This window comes from Streptomyces sp. NPDC053541, from assembly GCF_044544705.1.
GTDB lineage: Bacteria > Actinomycetota > Actinomycetes > Streptomycetales > Streptomycetaceae > Streptomyces.
The window spans coordinates 205203-222603 of record NZ_JBITXM010000004.1 but is presented as its reverse complement, the minus strand read 5'-3'; the positions used below and the strand labels follow the sequence as shown (position 1 = coordinate 222603).

Annotated in this window: 15 protein-coding genes; 12 read left to right on the top strand and 3 right to left on the bottom strand. The window is 74.1% G+C overall.

Annotated features, from left to right (window positions below; all coding sequences use genetic code 11):
- Nucleotides 1-78: 78 nt before the first annotated feature.
- Complete coding sequence (locus tag ACIGW2_RS11555; protein ID WP_356063419.1) at nucleotides 79-621, top strand: YbjN domain-containing protein; 543 nt, start codon at nucleotides 79-81, stop codon at nucleotides 619-621.
- Nucleotides 622-642: 21 nt separating this feature from the next.
- Here ACIGW2_RS11555 and ACIGW2_RS11550 read toward each other — a convergent pair whose 3' ends face one another.
- The 3 genes from ACIGW2_RS11550 to ACIGW2_RS11540 form a co-directional block, all read right to left on the bottom strand.
- Entirely contained in the window at nucleotides 643-1779 is a 1137-nt protein-coding gene (locus tag ACIGW2_RS11550) for a glycosyltransferase family 39 protein (protein ID WP_399842975.1), read from the bottom strand.
- Nucleotides 1780-1929: 150 nt separating this feature from the next.
- Nucleotides 1930-3693 (bottom strand): NlpC/P60 family protein, encoded by a 1764-nt coding sequence (locus ACIGW2_RS11545; protein ID WP_399842972.1) that lies wholly within the window; start codon nucleotides 3691-3693, stop codon nucleotides 1930-1932.
- Between the two features lie 85 nt (nucleotides 3694-3778).
- The gene (locus tag ACIGW2_RS11540) at nucleotides 3779-4948 is read right to left on the bottom strand and encodes a pyridoxal phosphate-dependent aminotransferase (protein ID WP_399842969.1); all 1170 of its coding nucleotides are present in this window, start codon (nucleotides 4946-4948) and stop codon (nucleotides 3779-3781) included.
- Between the two features lie 114 nt (nucleotides 4949-5062).
- Between ACIGW2_RS11540 and ACIGW2_RS11535 the strand changes: the two genes are divergently transcribed.
- From ACIGW2_RS11535 to ACIGW2_RS11485, 11 genes are all read left to right on the top strand, one after another.
- Nucleotides 5063-5266 (top strand): hypothetical protein, encoded by a 204-nt coding sequence (locus ACIGW2_RS11535; protein ID WP_356063408.1) that lies wholly within the window; start codon nucleotides 5063-5065, stop codon nucleotides 5264-5266.
- Nucleotides 5267-5579: 313 nt separating this feature from the next.
- On the top strand, nucleotides 5580-6098 hold the full coding sequence (locus ACIGW2_RS11530) for a DUF2617 family protein (RefSeq protein WP_356063405.1): 519 nt from the start codon (nucleotides 5580-5582) through the stop codon (nucleotides 6096-6098).
- A gap of 75 nt (nucleotides 6099-6173) precedes the next feature.
- Entirely contained in the window at nucleotides 6174-7943 is a 1770-nt protein-coding gene (locus tag ACIGW2_RS11525; RefSeq protein ID WP_391654146.1) for a spermidine synthase, read from the top strand.
- Nucleotides 7944-8071: 128 nt separating this feature from the next.
- Complete coding sequence (locus ACIGW2_RS11520; protein ID WP_391654148.1) at nucleotides 8072-9061, top strand: SRPBCC family protein; 990 nt, start codon at nucleotides 8072-8074, stop codon at nucleotides 9059-9061.
- Nucleotides 9062-9157: 96 nt separating this feature from the next.
- A complete protein-coding gene (locus ACIGW2_RS11515; protein ID WP_391654149.1) occupies nucleotides 9158-9952 on the top strand; it encodes an aldose 1-epimerase in 795 nt (264 codons plus the stop codon).
- 33 nt (nucleotides 9953-9985) lie between these two features.
- Nucleotides 9986-10525: an orotate phosphoribosyltransferase gene (pyrE, locus tag ACIGW2_RS11510; RefSeq protein ID WP_356063395.1), complete on the top strand. Its 540-nt coding sequence runs from the start codon at nucleotides 9986-9988 to the stop codon at nucleotides 10523-10525.
- A gap of 421 nt (nucleotides 10526-10946) precedes the next feature.
- Complete coding sequence (gene fbaA / locus ACIGW2_RS11505; protein WP_361584866.1) at nucleotides 10947-11969, top strand: class II fructose-bisphosphate aldolase; 1023 nt, start codon at nucleotides 10947-10949, stop codon at nucleotides 11967-11969.
- A gap of 270 nt (nucleotides 11970-12239) precedes the next feature.
- Nucleotides 12240-14174, top strand: coding sequence for an Ig-like domain repeat protein (locus tag ACIGW2_RS11500; protein ID WP_391654150.1), 1935 nt, complete (start codon nucleotides 12240-12242; stop codon nucleotides 14172-14174).
- Nucleotides 14175-14261: 87 nt separating this feature from the next.
- Entirely contained in the window at nucleotides 14262-15749 is a 1488-nt protein-coding gene (locus ACIGW2_RS11495; protein ID WP_399842962.1) for an MFS transporter, read from the top strand.
- 15 nt (nucleotides 15750-15764) lie between these two features.
- Complete coding sequence (locus tag ACIGW2_RS11490; protein ID WP_356063383.1) at nucleotides 15765-16178, top strand: DUF3151 domain-containing protein; 414 nt, start codon at nucleotides 15765-15767, stop codon at nucleotides 16176-16178.
- Between the two features lie 314 nt (nucleotides 16179-16492).
- Nucleotides 16493-17284, top strand: a complete 792-nt coding sequence (locus ACIGW2_RS11485; protein WP_391654152.1) for a DUF3152 domain-containing protein — start codon at nucleotides 16493-16495, stop codon at nucleotides 17282-17284.
- Nucleotides 17285-17401 lie beyond the last annotated feature (117 nt).

Here is a 17401-nt window from a genome sequence, read left to right as displayed (position 1 = left end):
TGATCGCGCCGTGAGGACTTGCCACCCCCCGCCCGGCATGGGGGAGGATGGCGGGCATCCGTACGAAGGGAAAACCCGGTGAGCATCGACCCGTCCTCGATTCCTAATTTCGGGGCCCAGCCCCAGCCTCAGGCCGGAGGACCGGCGGGCCCGGTCGTCCCCGACCAGGACCTGGTCAAGCAGCTGCTCGACCAGATGGAGCTGAAGTACATCGTCGACGACGAGGGTGACCTCGCGGCGCCGTGGGAGGACTTCCGCACGTACTTCATGTTCCGCGGCGAGGCCGAGCAGCAGGTCTTCTCGGTCCGCACGTTCTACGACCGGCCGCACGCCGCCGACGACCGCGCCCGGATCCTCGACGCGATCGACGACTGGAACCGGCGCACCCTGTGGCCCAAGGTCTACACCCACCTGCACGAGGAGGAGGACGGCTCCGCCACCCTCCGTCTCATCGGTGAGGCGCAGATGCTGATCGGCACCGGCGTGTCCCTGGAGCACTTCGTGTCCTCCACGGTCAGCTGGGTCCGCGCGTCGATCGAGTTCGACAAGTGGATCGTCGAGCAGTTCGGTCTGGAGTCCCCGGAGGACAAGGCGTCCGGCGAGGGCGACTCCGCCGAGTGACGGAGCCGGCCTGAGGGCCGCTCACAGGGCCATGCGCGCGAGCGTCAGCGCGTACGGCGCATAGGCGAAGGAGAGCCCGGCCAGGCCCGCGACCACCAGGATCGCGGCGCGTGGCCGGGCTCTCGTCATGGCCCGGGCCAGCGGCAGCAGCAGCGGGAAGGCCGGCAGCAGGAACCGCGGCTTCGACTCGAAGAAGCCCGAGCCGCCCACCGTGATCAGCACCAGGACGCCGGTGTAGACGAGCACCGGCAGCGGCGGGCGCTCCTCGCGCCCCCCGGCCACCAGGAGCGCGAAGAGCAGCACCCCGGCCCCGGTGATCACCAGGGCCATCACGTAGCCGAACTGGGTGGGTCCGGTCAGCATGTCCCGGACGAAGCGCAGCGCGCCCCGCCCGAAGTCGAAGCGGGAGGTCCAGCCGTCCTGGACGGCGAAGTAGCCGCCGAGCAGATCGCCCCGCCGGGCCCCGACCCAGAGCAGGTACGAGAGCCAGCCGACGGGCGCGAGCGCGGCCCCCGCCCACACCGCCCCGCCGGCCCGGCCGCGCCGCCGCCACAGCTCCAGGCCGGCGGCGACGAGCACCGCGGCGGCGACGGCCACCCCGTTGGGCCGGGACAGACCGGCGAGCGCGGCCAGCGCCCCCGCCCACAGCCAGCGCCGGGTGAGCACGGCGTACAGCGCCCAGGCCGCGAAGGCGGTCATCAGCGGCTCGGTGTAGGCCATGGACAGCACGACCGAGTGCGGCAGCAGCCCCCACAGCAGGACCGTGAGCACCGCCGCGGGGCGGCCCGCGATCCGCTCCGCGACCAGGAAGATCCCCCAGGCCGCCGCCCCGGCCGCGGTCCAGGACAGCAGGAGGCCGGCCGTGCCGCCGCTGACCGGCAGCACGGCCGTGACGGCCCGGACGAGGCCCGGATAGAGCGGGAAGAAGGCCAGGTCGGACTGGACGACGCCGTCCGGCCAGGTCAGGGTGCGCCCGTAGCCGTGGGCGGCGATCCGGGTGTACCAGTCGGAGTCCCAGGACGTCGCGAGCAGCGCCCGCGGGGACCGGTCGATGTGCCAGGCCCACAGGGCGAGCACCAGGGTCCCGGTGAGCCGGGCGGCGGCGAAGAGCCCGAGGGCGGGCGCCGCGCGGCGCAGCGACGCCCGCCACCGGGGCACCCGCCGGACGGTCGCGGGGGCGGCGGCGGACGTCGGCCGGTCGAGGGTCTCGGCGGACAGGGGGCACCTCCGTGCGCACGGGGAGAACCGATCATTACCCGACAAATCGGTTTACCCGACCGGTGGTCCCCGGCGCCGGAAGCGCGCCCGTCAGAAGCGCCGGATCACCCGCAGCTTGGCCGTGTAGAGCTCGCCCGGCTCCCCGTCCAGGACCGACCGGCCGCCGACGTCGCCGATCGTCGGCCCGTCCGGCGTCTTGCGGCTGGACACGAAGCGCAGCCTGCCGTCCGTGTCCCGGCCCAGGACGATCCCGATGTGGCCGCCCGCGTCCGAGGACTCGTCGGTGTCGAAGAAGACCGTGTCGCCGATCCGCAGCCCGTCCAGCGGCGGCGCCTGGCCGGTGGCCTGGGCGATCACCACACCGGGCCCGGAGGCGGCCAGGTCCTTGGACTCGCGCGGCAGCCGGCCCTCGCCGAAGCGCTGGTAGCGGACCATCGGAAGGCCCAGGTGGTGGCCGTAGACCATCCGGACGAAGCCCGAGCAGTCCAGACAGCCGGCGAAGTCCGGGTTCGCGTCCCAGTGCTCCCCGCTCTCGGTGAAGTCCCAGTCCACCCCCAGGAACTGGTGGAAGTCCGCGCCGACCTTCCGCAGTCCGGTCACCGGGTCGGCCTTGCTGTAGCCGGCGGTGCCGAGCAGCCGCCCGCCCGGCCGTGCCGGATCGGCGACGTCGGGGGCGAAGGGCCGGTACATCGAGGTGTACGCGAGGACGTCCGGCGAGGTGTCGCCGGCCCAGTCCCGGATCCGCTGCTCCACCGCGGGCGTCCACGTGCCGTCGAACGGCTCGGGCAGCACCCGCACCCAGGTGTCGTGGACGACGAGCGGCGGGTCGTCCCACAGCGCCGAGTCGATCCGGAAGTCGTAGATCCGGGCCTGCGGGCTCACCGTCGCGCCGAGCGAGGACAGCCCGCGCACGCCCACGGTGCCGGCGCCGAGCACCCTCGCCGGGTCCGGCTCGGGATCGCGCACCGCGTGCTGCCAGACGGTGGGCTCGGCCACGCCCGCGCCGTGCTTCCAGGCCCGCGCCCGCAGCACGTCGCCGGTCCGCTCGACCCGCACCCACCAGTGGTCGAAGGCGGCGAAGCCGGTGCCGACCGTGACCGCCGGGCCGAGCACCGAGGAGACGTCCGCCAGCTCCTTCTCCAGGACCAGCTGCACCTCGCCCGCCGGGGTCACCACGAGCCGCGCCCGGTAGTGGTTGTCGACGTCCCGCGCGCCGAACACCAGGGCCAGCGAGACCGGCGCCCCGGCCGGCAGCCGGTCGAAGGAGAACCGGGCCGCCGCGGACAGGTCGCCGATGCCGTGGTCCGGGAGCAGCGCGTAGCGGCTCTTGTTGGGGGCCAGGGTGATGGCGGCGCGGCCGGACTCCAGGAAGTAGTCGGTGTCGGCGCCGTTCACGTGGGTCCAGCTGCCGCCGCCCGGCGACATGCCCCAGCCGCCGGCCGGCGGGGTCCGGGCGAAGGCGTCCGCGACCGGCTTCTTCTGCTCGGTGAACCAGCGCCGCGGCCCGCGCACCGTCACCGTCCGCGCCCCGGTGGTCAGCGTGGCGAGCACCCCTCCGGCGTCCGAGACCTCCAGACCGCCGGCCACCGCCCGGGTGGTGAGCGGGCCCGCCGGGTGCGCGGTGAAGTGCCAGGGGTCGGTCGGGTCGACCACCATCGGCAGCCGCCCGCCGGCCCCCGGCCCGGCCGCCCCCGCCGCGCCCTGCGCCCCCGCCGCGCCCTGCGCGCCCGCCGTCTCCGCGGCCGCCGGGGCCGCCGCCCCGAGCGGCAGCGCCCCGCCCGCCGCCACCCCGGCCAGCGCCCCGAGCAGCGCCCGGCGGCTCGGCCGGACCGTCCCCGACTCTCGTGTGGACATGGGTCCCCCTGCTCCGTACGGCCGCCCGCCCCTCGGACGCCGATCAGTCCGGGACCCTACTGGCGGCCGGCTTCCCACGGGCGGGCTACCCCATGCGCTTCAGGCGGTCCACCGCCTCCTGGAGGACCTCGACGCGCTTGCAGAAGGCGAAGCGCACGAAGGGCGCGCCCTCCTCACGGTGGTCGTAGAAGACGGCGTTGGGGATGGCGACCACGCCGGCGCGTTCGGGGAGCGCGCGGCAGAAGGCGAAGCCGTCGGTCTCGCCGAGGGGGCGGATGTCGGTGGTGACGAAGTAGGTGCCGGCCGGGCGGTGGACGCCGAAGCCGGCCGCCGTCAGGCCCTCGCTCAGCAGGTCCCGCTTGGCGAGGAGTTCGGCGCGCAGGCCCCGTACGTACGTGTCCGGGAGGCGCAGGGCCTCGGCGACCGCGTACTGGAAGGGGCCGGAGGAGACGTACGTGAGGAACTGCTTGGCCGAACGGACGGCGCCGGTCAGTTCGGGCGTGGCGGTGATCCAGCCGACCTTCCAGCCGGTGAAGGAGTACGTCTTGCCGGCCGAGCCGATGGTGACGGTGCGCTCGCGCATGCCCGGCAGGCTCGCCAGCGGGATGTGCTCGCCCTCGTCGAAGACCAGGTGCTCGTACACCTCGTCGGTGACGACGAGCAGGTCCCGCTCCTGGGCGAGTTCGGCGATCGCGGTGAGCTCGGCGCGGCTGAGCACGGTGCCGGTCGGGTTGTGCGGGGTGTTGAGCAGGATCAGCCGGGTGCGGTCGGTGACGGCGGCGCGCAGCTCGTCCAGGTCGAGGGCGAAGGCGCCGGCGTGCGGGCGGAGGGTGACGGGGACGCGGACGCCGCCGGCCATGGCGATGCACGCGGCGTACGAGTCGTAGTACGGCTCCAGGGCGATGACCTCGTCGCCCGGCTCGACGAGCGCGAGCAGCGCGGCGGCGATCGCCTCGGTGGCGCCGGCGGTGACCAGGACCTCGCTGTCGGGGTCGTACTCCAGGCCGTAGAACCGCCGCTGGTGCTCGGCGACGGCGGCGCGCAGCTCGGGCACGCCGGGCCCCGGCGGGTACTGGTTGCCCCGCCCGTCGCGCAGCGCGCGGACGGCGGCCTCGCGGATCTCCTCGGGGCCGTCGGTGTCGGGGAAGCCCTGGCCCAGGTTGATCGAGCCGGTGCGCGCGGCGAGCGCGGACATCTCGGCGAAGATCGTGGTGCCGAACTCCGCGAGCCGGCGGTTGAGCAGCGGTCGTGTCATGACCGTCATCCTGGGGCGAAGCTCTGGACTTGCTCAAGTGTGCTTTGACGGTTCGGCGGTGCGGGAATCCCCCTCGCAGAGCCGACCGGGCTCTCTTCACCGACGGGGGACGTCATGGAAATCTTCGTGGTCATCGTGCTGGTGGCCCTGGTGGTGTTCGGCTTCGCGGCGGCGTCGGGCGGCAGCTCCCGGCGGCGCCGGCGGCGGCGCGGGGGCTGGGCGGGCGGTTCCGGCGGGTCCGGGGGCGGCTGTGGTTCCTCGTCGTGCGGTTCGTCCTCGTGCGGGGGCGGCGGCTGCGGCGGCGGGGGCGGCGACTAGGGGGTGTCCGGCGGACGGCTGGTTGGTGTGCCGGGGCAACGGCCTTTCATGAACGTTCCGTTGGACGCTCCTGTGAGCGATGCGATCGATTCCGACTGAACAGTTGAACCCAGAGGCCCCCGAGGGGATGGAAACCACGCCAAGTTGGGCAAAAACGCTGTGAGCCGACCATGGTTCGTGATTCCCTCGCTGTCGAGAACATCCAGCCCTCGGACCGTGTGTGGACCCGAGCCGGCGATCCCCACTCCCGGTCGAGACCCTCGACCGGGACGCCCCCGGCCCACCCGTCAAACCGTGTTTGCGGAGCCGATCCATGCTCACCACCCTGAAGACCTCCTACACCGACACCCGCGCGGCCGACCTGGCCTGGGCGCTGGGGCGCGACCCGCTGCCCGCCCTCGCGGTGCTCGACCTCGAACTCGCCGGGGCCAAGCTGCAGTTGCGGCTGCTCGGCGCCTCCCACCAGGTCCTCCTGGAGGAGGAGAGCCGCAACTGCTCGGAGACCGTCGCCTGCATGCCCGGCAGCAGCACCCCGCTGCCGCTGGGCGTGTCCAAGCGGGTCGGCGAGTGGGAGTACGAGTTCGCCGCCCGCGTCGAGAACCTCACCCAGGGCTCGTTCGCGGGCCGCGCCCAGGAGTTGCTCGCACTCGTCGCCGACCATCCGCACGGCCTCGCGGGGACCTTCCCCGGCTCGCCGCACGCCTTCACCGCGATGCTGGCGCAGCGCCACGAGGGCCAGGTGCGGTGGCGCACCTGGCACGCCTATCCGCAGGAGGGGCAGTTGGTGGTGACCAGGACCCGGATCGGCGCCCGTATGCCCGCCGCGCTCTGACGCGCCGTACACATGCCTCAGGTGCACTCGTGTGGGTGACAAGCGGCGATGGGTGCGTGACGTAGCGTTACGAACATGATCGACCCGCCCGTGACCGTGACCCGCCCTGCCGAACGGGCGGCGCGGGTGCCCGTGCGGCCGGGCGCCGTGCGGTACCCGGTCCTGGCGGTGGTGTTCGTGTGCGCCGCCTGCGGCCTGGTCTACGAGCTCGAACTGGTCGCGCTCGCCTCCTATTTGATCGGCGACTCGGTCACCCAGGCGTCCGTCGTGCTGTCCGTCATGGTCTTCGCGATGGGCCTCGGCTCGCTGCTCGCCAAGCGGCTGCGCTGCCGTGCCGCCGTCGGCTTCGGCCTGGTCGAGTGCGGACTCGCGCTGATCGGCGGCTGCTCGGCGATGGTGCTGTACGCCTCCTTCGCCTGGTTCGGCGCGTCACGCTGGGTGCTGGTGGCCTTCTCGCTGGCCATCGGCGTGCTCACCGGGGCGGAGATCCCGCTCCTGATGTCGCTGATCCAGCGCGCCGAGTCCGGCCGTTCACCGGGGTACGGCGCGGGTCCCGGCCCCCGCCCGGGCGCAGGCCCCGACGCGGGCGGGTGCGCCACCGGCGGCCGCGGCGGGGCCCGGGGCGCGGTACGGGGCGGGGGCGAGCCCCGGCGGCGGCGCGAGGCGCACGACGCGGCCGGCACGGTCGCCGACCTCTTCGCCGCCGACTACGTGGGCGCGCTCGTCGGCGGGCTCGCCTTCCCCTTCCTGCTGCTGCCCTGGCTCGGCCAGCTCACCGGCGCGCTGGTCACCGGCGCGGTCAACGCGATCGCCGGCGGCGGCCTGGTCCTCTGGCTGTTCCGGCACGACCTGACGGCCCGCTCGCGCACCCTGCTCATCGGCGCCAACCTCTCCGTGCTCGTGGTGCTCGCCACCGCGACCGTCCTCGTCGACGACTTCGAGCAGGCCGCCCGGCGCGCGGTGTACGGCGACGGCATCCGGGTCGCCGTCCACACCGAGCTCCAGGAGGTGGTCGTCACCGGCGGCCGCGGCGAACCGCCCGACCTGTTCCTGGACGGCCGGCTGCGGGTCGGCGGCCGGGACGAGTACCGCTACCACGAGGCCCTGGTGCACCCCGCGATGAACGGGCCGCACACGCGCGTGCTGATCCTCGGCGGCGGGGACGGCCTCGCCGCCCGCGAGGTGCTGCGCTACGCCGACGTGGCCGCGGTCACCGTCGTCGAACTCGACCCGGGCGTCGCCCGGCTCGCCCGCACCGACCCCGGGCTCGCCGCCCTCAACGAGCAGGCCCTCCGGGACCCCCGGGTCACCGTCGCCCACGGCGACGCCTTCACCTGGCTGCGCTCGGTCCGGCCCGTGCAGGAACGGTACGACGTGGTGATCTCCGACCTCCCGGACCCCGGCATCACCGCCGGGGCCAAGCTCTACTCGGAGGAGTTCTACGGGCTCGCCTCCCGCGCGCTCGCCGACGGCGGGCGGCTCGTGGTGCACGCCGGCTCGGCGAGCGACCGCCCCCGCACCTATTGGACGATCGACGCCACCCTGCGCGCCGCGGGCTACGCCACCCGGCCCTACGCCGCGGGCGGCCGCACCGCCGGGCTGACCGCCGGGCCCGACCGGGCCGGGCGCTCGACCGGCGGCGCGCCGCCCGTCGAGGGCACCTGGGGCTTCCTGCTCGCCGCGCCCGGCCCCGTACCGCCGCCGCTCGGGCTCGACGCGGGCGCGCCGCCGCTGCGCTCGCTCACCGCGCGGACGCTCGCGGAGGCGGAGAGCCGGGTGGAGCGCAGCCGGACCGGCGCGACGGACGCCCTGCCGCCCTCGACCCTCGTGCACCCGCGGTACTGACGCGGACAGCCCGTGACGCGGACAGCCTGTAGGTGGGGAGTCCGTGAGGTGGGGAGTCCGTGTGGGTGGCGTGCGCCGGGCGCGCAAACAGGCGACGGGCGGGCCGGGCCTGAGTAGGCTCGGCTCCCATGGAGCATGAGGTGTTCGTCCCGGTCCCGGCCGAGGTCCTGCGCGACACGCTGACGGACCCGGCCCGGGTGGCGCGCTGCGTCCCCGGGTTCCAGCAGGACGCCGACGGCACGGCCGGGCCGTTCACGGGCCGGCTCAAGATCCGTGTCGGCGGCAACACCATCACCTACCGGGGCGCCCTGCGGCTCGGCGAGCGGGACGGGCGCTTCGCCGTCGAGGGCGAGGGCACCGAGGTGCGCGGCAAGGGCACCGCGGAGCTGGCCCTGACCCTGGCGCTCACCCCGGTGGCCGAGGGCACCACGATCGGCTTCACCGGCCGGGTCACCGCCGCCGGCCGGCTCGCCGAGGCCGACGCGGAGGCCCGGGCCCAGGCGGGCGCGCGGCTGCTCGACCGGTTCGCGGAGGCGCTGGCCGCCGTGTCGGACGTGGCGGCGGAGGTCGCCGCCGAGGAGGCCGCGGAGGAGGCCGCAGAAGCGGCCCGGGCCGCCGAGGCCGCGGGTGCCGCCGAGGCCGACAGCGACGACGACGGGGTGGACGACGGTGTGGAGGAGCCGGCCCGCCCCTCGGTCTTCGACACCCCGGTGCCGCCGCCGTCCCTGGACCCGCTGGCCGACGCGGACTTCGACCGCGCCGACGGCGAGGACGACGGCGACGGCGACGGCGAGGACGGGGACGAGTACGAGGACGACGAGACGGCGGGCGGGTACGGGGACGAGGACGGCGCGCTGGCGGGCGGCGCGGCCGGAGCCGGGGCGGGGGAGCGGGCCGGGGGCGGCCAGCCCGCCGAGGCCGCGCACGCCCGGCGCACCATGATCGGCCGGAGCGCGGAGGAGGTCGACCACGCCCCGCCGCGCGGCCGTTACGCCCCCGTCCCGGCCGCCGAGGCCGCCGGGAGCGGCGCGACCCTGCGCTGGATCGCCCCGGCCGCCGCCCTCGCCCTCGCCTCCGCCGTCGTCGTCGGCCGCGCCCTGCGCCGCCGCCGCGGCTGACCCCCGCCCGCACCACGCTCGTACCGCGCCCGAGCCACGCCCGCACGCGCCGCGATCGGGCGGCGGAATCGGCCGGGCACGCCGTAGGGTCGGGGCGTGAGCACTCTGACGCGACTGACGGCCGGCGACGCCGAGTTGACCCTCGACCCGGAGCACGGCTGCTGGATCCACAGCCTCCGCATCGGCGGCACCGAACTGCTGCTCTCCGGCGAACGGCACGGCTGCTTCGTGATGGCGCCCTGGGCGGGCCGCACCGGCTACGGGCGCTTCCGCGACGGCGCCACCGTGCACCAGCTCCCGGTCAGCGGGCATGCCGCGCCGCACTCCCTGCACGGCACGGTCCGTGACGCCGCCTGGAAGACCGCGTACGTCACCGGCGCCACCGCCGCCTTCACCACCGAGCTGGGCGAGCCCTGGCCGTACGCCGGGAAGGTCACCCAGGTCGTCGAGCTCGGCGAGGACGAGCTCACCCTGCGGCTCGGGATCGAGACCGCCGGGGAGTCCTTCCCGGCGCAGGCCGGCTGGCACCCCTGGTTCCGGCGCAGCCTGGACGGCGGCCCCGAGGTCGAGCTCGACTTCCACCCGGCCTGGCAGGAGGAGCGCGGCGAGGACCACCTCCCCACCGGACGGCGCATCGACCCGCTGCCGCGCCCCTGGGACGACTGCTTCGGCATGCCGGACGGCGTCGACGTCACGCTGACCTGGCCGGGCGCGGTGGAGCTGAGGATCACCAGCGACGCCCGGTGGGTGGTGGTCTACGACGAGCCGGCCGACGCGGTCTGCGTCGAGCCGCAGTCGGGTCCGCCGAACGGCCTCAACACGCTTCCGCGCCTGGTCACGCCCATCGACCCGCTGGAGGTCACGACCACCTGGTCCTGGCGTCGGCTGTGAGCCCCCGGGGCATCCGCCCTTAAGCTCATGGGCATGACTGACGTACGCGCCGATCTGCTCCAGCAGATCAAGGACAAGGCCGTGGTGCACGGCAAGGTGACCCTCTCCTCGGGTCGTGAGGCCGACTACTACATCGACCTCCGCCGGATCACGCTCGACGGCGAGGCGGCCCCGCTGGTCGGTCAGGTCATGCTCGACCTCACCAAGGACCTGGACTTCGACTGCGTGGGCGGTCTGACGCTGGGCGCCGACCCGGTCGCCACCTCGATGCTGCACGCCTCCGCCGCGCGCGGCGAGCGGCTCGACGCCTTCGTCGTCCGCAAGGCGCAGAAGGCCCACGGCATGCAGCGCCGCATCGAGGGCGCCGACGTCAAGGGCCGCCGCTGCCTGGTGGTCGAGGACACCTCCACCACCGGCGGCTCCCCGCTGACCGCGGTCGAGGCCGTGCGCGAGGCGGGCGGCGAGGTCGTGGCCGTGGCCACCATCGTCGACCGCGGCGCCGCCGGTGCGATCGCCGAGGCCGGTCTGCCGTACCTGACCGGCTACGAGCTGTCGGACCTGGGCCTCTCCTGACGCCTGGGCCTGTCCTGATGCCGGGGCCTGCCCCGTCCGCCGGTCCGCCCCGTCCGCCGGTCCGCCCCGTCCGCCGGTCCGGCCCGTCCGCCGACCCGGGACTGACCGCCGGCCCGACGCTGACCGCCGGGGTCCGGCCATGGACCGCCGGGGTCCGGCCATGGACCGCCGGGGCCCGGCGCTGACCGTCCCGGCGGAACCGCCGCGAACTCGTGACGTGGTTCCCGGGAGCCGGTCATTCAGGCTCTGACCTGCTGTTTTACGAAGGGGCGGGGTGTTTCACGTGAAACACCCCGCCCCTTCGCGTGCCGTGCCCGTGGGAGCCCGCACAAGAGTCTGGAAAGATGGGCCGCGACGATGACGTCGCCCCTAGGTCAGGGACAGCAACGCACACACCCCGCACATCACAAGGAGCGGACGAATGCCCATCGCAACCCCCGAGGTCTACAACGAGATGCTCGACCGGGCGAAGGCAGGCAAGTTCGCCTACCCGGCCATCAACGTGACCTCGTCCCAGACCCTGCACGCGGCCCTGCGCGGCTTCGCGGAGGCCGAGAGCGACGGCATCATCCAGATCTCGACCGGCGGTGCCGAGTTCCTGGGCGGCCAGTACAACAAGGACATGGTCACGGGCGCCGTCGCCCTGGCCGAGTTCGCCCACATCGTCGCGGCGAAGTACGACATCACGGTCGCCCTGCACACCGACCACTGCCCGAAGGACAAGCTGGACGGCTACGTCCGCCCGCTGCTCGACATCTCCGCCGAGCGCGTCAAGGCCGGCCGGAACCCGCTCTTCCAGTCGCACATGTGGGACGGCTCCGCCGAGACCCTTGCGGACAACCTGGCCATCGGCCAGGAGCTGCTCGCCAAGGCCGCCGCCGCCAAGATCATCCTTGAGGTCGAGATCACCCCGACCGGCGGCGAGGAGGACGGCGTCAGCCACGAGATCAACGACGAGCTGTACACCTCCGTCGACGACGCCATCCGCACGGCCGAGGCCCTGGGCCTGGGCGAGAAGGGCCGCTACCTGCTGGCCGCCTCCTTCGGCAACGTCCACGGCGTCTACAAGCCGGGCAACGTCGTGCTCCGCCCCGAGCTGCTCAAGGACCTCCAGGCCGGCGTCTCGGAGAAGTTCGGCAAGACCGCCCCGTTCGACTTCGTCTTCCACGGCGGCTCCGGCTCCACCGCCGAGGAGATCGCCACCGCCATCGACAACGGCGTGGTGAAGATGAACCTCGACACCGACACCCAGTACGCCTTCACGCGTCCGGTGGCGGACCACATGTTCAAGAACTACGACGGCGTCCTGAAGGTCGACGGCGAGGTCGGCAAGAAGTCCACCTACGACCCGCGCACCTGGGGCAAGCTGGCCGAGGCCGGCATGGCCAAGCGTGTCGCCGAGGCCTGCGTGGCGCTGCGCTCGGCGGGCACCAAGCTGAAGTAAGCCCACGTCGGCACCGTCAGCACCGCTGCACGACCGCCCGAGGGCCCGGCACCACGCGAGTGGAGCCGGGCCCTTCGGCATACCGGGGCCCTTTCCGGACAGTGCGGCGGCCCTTGGGGCCCGGTAAGCGGATACCGGGAGGCGGACTGTCGGCGGCGTGATCTAGTCTGCGCTCACCAGGCCTCCGTTGGTGAGAGGCCGGAGACTCATAGGGGGGGTCTCTTCATCGTGCGCAAGCGCACCCTTTCCGCTACGACCGCACTGGCGGTCATGTTCAGCTCCGCGGCACTCGTCGCGACGACGGCGGGCCAGGCGGCCGCCGACACCAGCAAGACCCTGCCCGTGTCGTCCGTGGGCGACATGGTGGTGGACGGCGTCCACCAGAAGGTCTTCATCAGCGACCCGAGCGGCGGCAAGCTCGTGGTCACCGACTACGCGGGCACGGTCCTGGCGACCGTCCCGGACCTGCCCGGCGTCCGCGGTCTGGAGATCGCCGGCGACTCGTCGCGGGTCTTCGCGACCGTGGCGGGCAACGACTCGATCATCGCCGTGAACACGGTGACGCCGACCGAGGTCATGACCTATGACCTGGGCGCGGACGCGCCGGGCGACCTCGCCCAGGCGGGCGGCAAGCTCTGGTTCGCGTACGCGGGCGCCCAGCTCGGCTCCCTCGACCTGTCGGGCGCGGAGCCGGTCGTCACGCTCGCCCACAGCCTCGGCGAGACCAACCCGTGGTCCTCCGGCGCCACGCTGCTGCTGGGCTCCGACCCCGGCGCGCCGAACGTCCTCGCGATCGGCGACCGGGACTCCAGCCCCACCACGCTGGGCGTCTACGACGTTTCCGCCGGGGCCCCGCAGCTCAAGGTCAGCAAGAGCGGCCAGTACGGCAGCCTCCAGGAGCTGGACGTCACCCCCGACGGGCAGAACGTCATCACCTCCAGCGGCAGCCCGTACTACCACCCGGCGTTCTCCACCACGGACCTCTCCGAGGTGACCCGGTACAGCAGCAACACGTACCCGAACGCCGTGGACATCGCGCCGGACGGCACCATCGCCGGTGGCACCAGCTCGTGGTACGAGCCGGACCTCCACGTCTACAAGCCCGGCAAGACGATGCCGGTCCGCGAGTACGACTTCCCGGCGAGCAACGGCAGCACCAGCATGCTCGACACCGGCGCCCTCGCCTGGGCTCCCGACAGCAGCAGGCTGTTCGCCGTCTCGAACGCCTCCGGCGTGCACACGCTGCGCGTCTTCGACGGTCCGGCCAAGTCCGTCCCGACCATCACGATCAAGGCTCCCGCCACCGCGAACCGCGGCGCGCAGCTCACCGTCACCGGTACGGTCACGGCGTCCCTGCCGCTCCCGGCCGGTGCGCCGCTCACCGTGACGCGCTACGACCTGGACTCCCCGCTGGGCAAGTCCCTCGGGACCAAGACGCTCGGGGCGAACGGGGCCTACTCCTTCACGGACACGCCCACCGCGGGCGGCAACGTGACCTACAAGGTCGAGTACGCCGGCGACGCGGAGCACACCGGTGCCTCGGCGAAGACCAACGTCTCGGTCTCGCGGACCAAGACCGCGCTGACCCTCGACCGCAACGGGACGACCGTCAACTTCAACACCCCGGTCTGGTTCACGGCCACCCTCGGCCCGACCTACAAGAACCGCGAGGTGGAGATCTGGGCCGACCCGCTGGGCCCGGAGCCCAAGAAGCTGCTCCGGCGCGGTCTGGTCAACTCCGAGGGCAAGCTGGCGGCCCAGCTGAAGATGACGCGTGACACCTGGGTGTCCGTGACCTTCGCCGGTGACGCGCGCAACGCCCCGGCCGAGGCCCGCTCCGGCGTGTACACGCGGGCCGGCGTGACGAACACGACGAGCCGCCACTACCAGTGGACGAAGATCAGCGGCGTCTGGTACCGGACCTACCACCAGACGACCGACCCGCTGATCTCCGCGTGGCACAACTCGTACCCGGGCCGCAGCACCCGACTGGACCTCCAGGTCTGGTACGGGGGCACCTGGCAGCCCGTCGCCTCGGAGTACTTCGCGCTGAACGCCAACGGCATGGCGTACGTGTCGCTGGACGGCGACGGGGCGGCCGGCCTCCGGTTCCGCGTCCGCGCGGCCTACATCGACGGTGCCGCCGGTGACAACGTGAACACCACCGTCTACGGCGCCTGGCAGTACTTCAACTTCACCCGCTGAGGCCCGGCCCTCAGGCACGAGTGAACCGACGCGCCCCGTCCGCCCACCCGGCGGGCGGGGCTCCGTCGTTCGCGGGACGATGCAGGCATGGACATCAGGCTCGCCTCCGGGACGGGGCGGTGGATCGTCCTCACCACCGTCCTCGGGTCCGCGATGGCGCTGCTCGACTCCACCGTCGTCAACGTGGCCCTGCCGCACATCGGCGAGGACCTCGGGGCCGATCTGGCCGCCCTGCAGTGGACCGTCAACGCCTACATGGTGGCCCTCGCCGGGCTGATCCTGCTGGGCGGGGCGCTGGGGGACCGGTACGGGCGGCGGAGGGTCTTCGTGGTCGGCGTCGTGTGGTTCGCGGCGGCCTCGCTGCTGTGCGGGCTCGCGCCGAACGCCGGCGTGCTGATCACCGCCCGCGCCCTCCAGGGCGTCGGCGGGGCGCTGCTCACCCCGGGCTCGCTCGCGCTGATCCAGGCCAGTTTCCACGAGGACGACCGGGCCAGGGCGGTCGGCCTGTGGTCCGGCTTCGGCGGGGTCGGTGCGGCCGTCGGGCCCTTCGTCGGCGGCTGGCTGGTGGACGGCCCCGGCTGGCGGTGGGTGTTCCTGCTGAACGTGCCGCTGGCGCTGGTCTGCGTGCCGGTCGCGCTGCGGCACGTGCCCGAGTCCCGGGACGTGGCCGCACACGGGCGGTTCGACGTGCTCGGCGCGGTGCTGGGCGCGGCCGCCCTCGCCCTGGTCACGTACGCGCTGATCGACCAGGTCTGGTGGCCCGGCGTCCTCGGCCTGGCGGCCGGCGCGGGCTTCGTGCTCGTGGAGCGGCGGCGCGGCGAGGACGCGATGATGCCGACGTCGATCTTCCGCTCGCGCACCTTCAGCGCCGTGAACGGGGTGACGCTGTGCGTGTACGCGGCGTTCAGCGGCTTCTTCTTCCTGGCCGCGCTCCAGCTCCAGGTGGTCTCCGGCTACTCGGCGCTCGCCGCCGGCACCGCGCTGCTGCCGACCACGGTGCTGATGCTGCTGTTCTCCGCGAAGTCGGGCGAGCTGGGCGAGAAGACCGGGCCGCGGCTGCCGCTGACGGTGGGGCCGCTGCTGTGCGCCGCGGGGATGCTGCTGATGCTGCGGTCCGGGGAGGACGCCGCGTACCTGACGGATGTGCTGCCGGCGCTGCTGGTGCTCGGCCTCGGCATGACGACCCTGGTGGCGCCGCTCACCGCGACCGTGCTCGCCTCCGTGGACGTCTCCCGGTCCGGCCTGGCCAGCGGCATCAACAACGCCGCGGCCCGCGCGGCCGGCCTCGTCGCGGTCGCCGCGCTGCCGCTGCTCGCGGGCATGGGCCCGGAGGCGTACCGCTCGGCGGAGGAGTTCGACGCCACCTTCCGGCGCGCGATGCCGATCTGCGCGGGGGTCCTGGTGGCGGGCGCGATCCTGGCCTTCGCGACCCTGCGGGCCCCGGCCCGTGCGGACTGTCACCCGGAGTGCAAGGTGCACTGCGGGGTCGGTGCCCCGCCGCTCGACCCGGGCCGGGAAGCCGGCACGGACCCGGGCCCCGACCCGGCCGCGGGCCGGGCGAAGGGTGCCGGCTGAGGCAGACTGGGCCCCATGGCCATCCACGAGAACCTGCTGGGGGGACCGCCCCCCACCCACCTGCCCGACGACCCGGAGCCGCGTGAGCTCCTGGCGAGCGGGGCCGCGCCGGCCGATGTCGCGGCGAAGTACCCCACCTCCTCGCTCGTCTGGGCGCAGCTCGCCGACGACGCGTACGAGGGCGGCCGGGTCATCGAGTCGTACGCCTACGCCCGTACCGGCTACCACCGGGGCCTGGACGCGCTGCGCCGCAACGGCTGGAAGGGCCACGGCCCGGTGCCGTGGGAGCACGAGCCGAACCGCGGCTTCCTGCGCGCCCTGCACGCGCTGGCCCGGGCGGCCGGCGAGATCGGCGAGAAGGAGGAGTTCGAGCGCTGCACGACCTTCCTGCGCGACTCCTCGCCCACGGCGGCCGACACCCTCGGCTGACCCGCCGGGCCCGGGGCGTACCCCGGGCCCACCCCCCGACGGCCCCCGCCCTTGGCGGCCCCGACGGCCCGTGCACCGGTGCTGTCACAGTCGCCCCCTGTCGTTCGAGTGGATCGAACACGTGGTTACGATCGCCGGGACGGCACGGCACACCGGGCCGTCGGGGGTGGGCCGTCTCTGCGAGGCGGGCCGGTTTTTGGGGGGAAGGCCGCTTGGGGAAGCGCCGTGCCACACAGCAGAGCCGTCGACAGCAGAGCCGTCGACAGCAGAGCCGTCGGGGCCGCGCGGGCAGATCGCGGGGGAGGCGCCGATTCGTGCTGCCCGTGCTCGCGCTCGTGCCGGTCGCGCTGGCCGGCGGGGCCGCGCTCGCGCACTACGAGGGCCGGGACGGCCCCGCGGCCGCCGCGCCGCCGCCCCGGCCCGTGACCGCGCCCCCGTCGCCGGGGCCCACCACGGCGCGGCCCACGCCGCCGCCCGCGCCGAAGCCCACGGCCACCGCCCGCCCGACTCCGAAGCCCACGCCGAAGCGGACCGCCGTGCCGCAGCACGGCGCGGGCACCTTCACCACCGCCCGGGCCACCGGCGAGCCGGTCGGCAGCGGCGGCACCCTGCGCCGCTACCGCGTCCAGGTCGAGGACGGCATCGACCTCTCCGCCCGCGAGGCCGCCGCCGAGATCGAGGGCATCCTGGCCCACCCGCGCGGCTGGGCCGCGCACGGCCGCGGCCGCTTCCAGCTGGTCAGCGAGAACGCCGACTTCGTGATCAGGATCGCCACCCCCGACACCGCCGACCGGCTCTGCGCCGCCAACGGGATGAACACCCACGGCGAGCTGAACTGCGAGACCTCCACCGGCGTCGTGGTCAACCTCAAGCGCTGGATGCTGGGCTCCCCGACCTTCGCCGGCCCGCCCCACGAGTACCGGCACCTGATCATCAACCACGAGGTCGGGCACGAGATCGGGCTGCGCCGGCACATGGGCTGCGCCGGGCCGGGCCGGCTCGCGCCGGTCATGATGCAGCAGATCAAGGGACTCGACGGCTGTCGTTCGAACGCGTATCCGTATGACGAAGAGGGGATCTACATCGAGGGCCCGCTCGTGTCATGATGCGCGTGGGAGGACGGGCGACGAAGCCCGCCTCCCGAGGGGACCGGGGCTCCCGTGCCGGATGGGCCGGAGGAGAGGAGCGGACCGCTACCCGGTAGTTCGTATCAGGAGACAGAA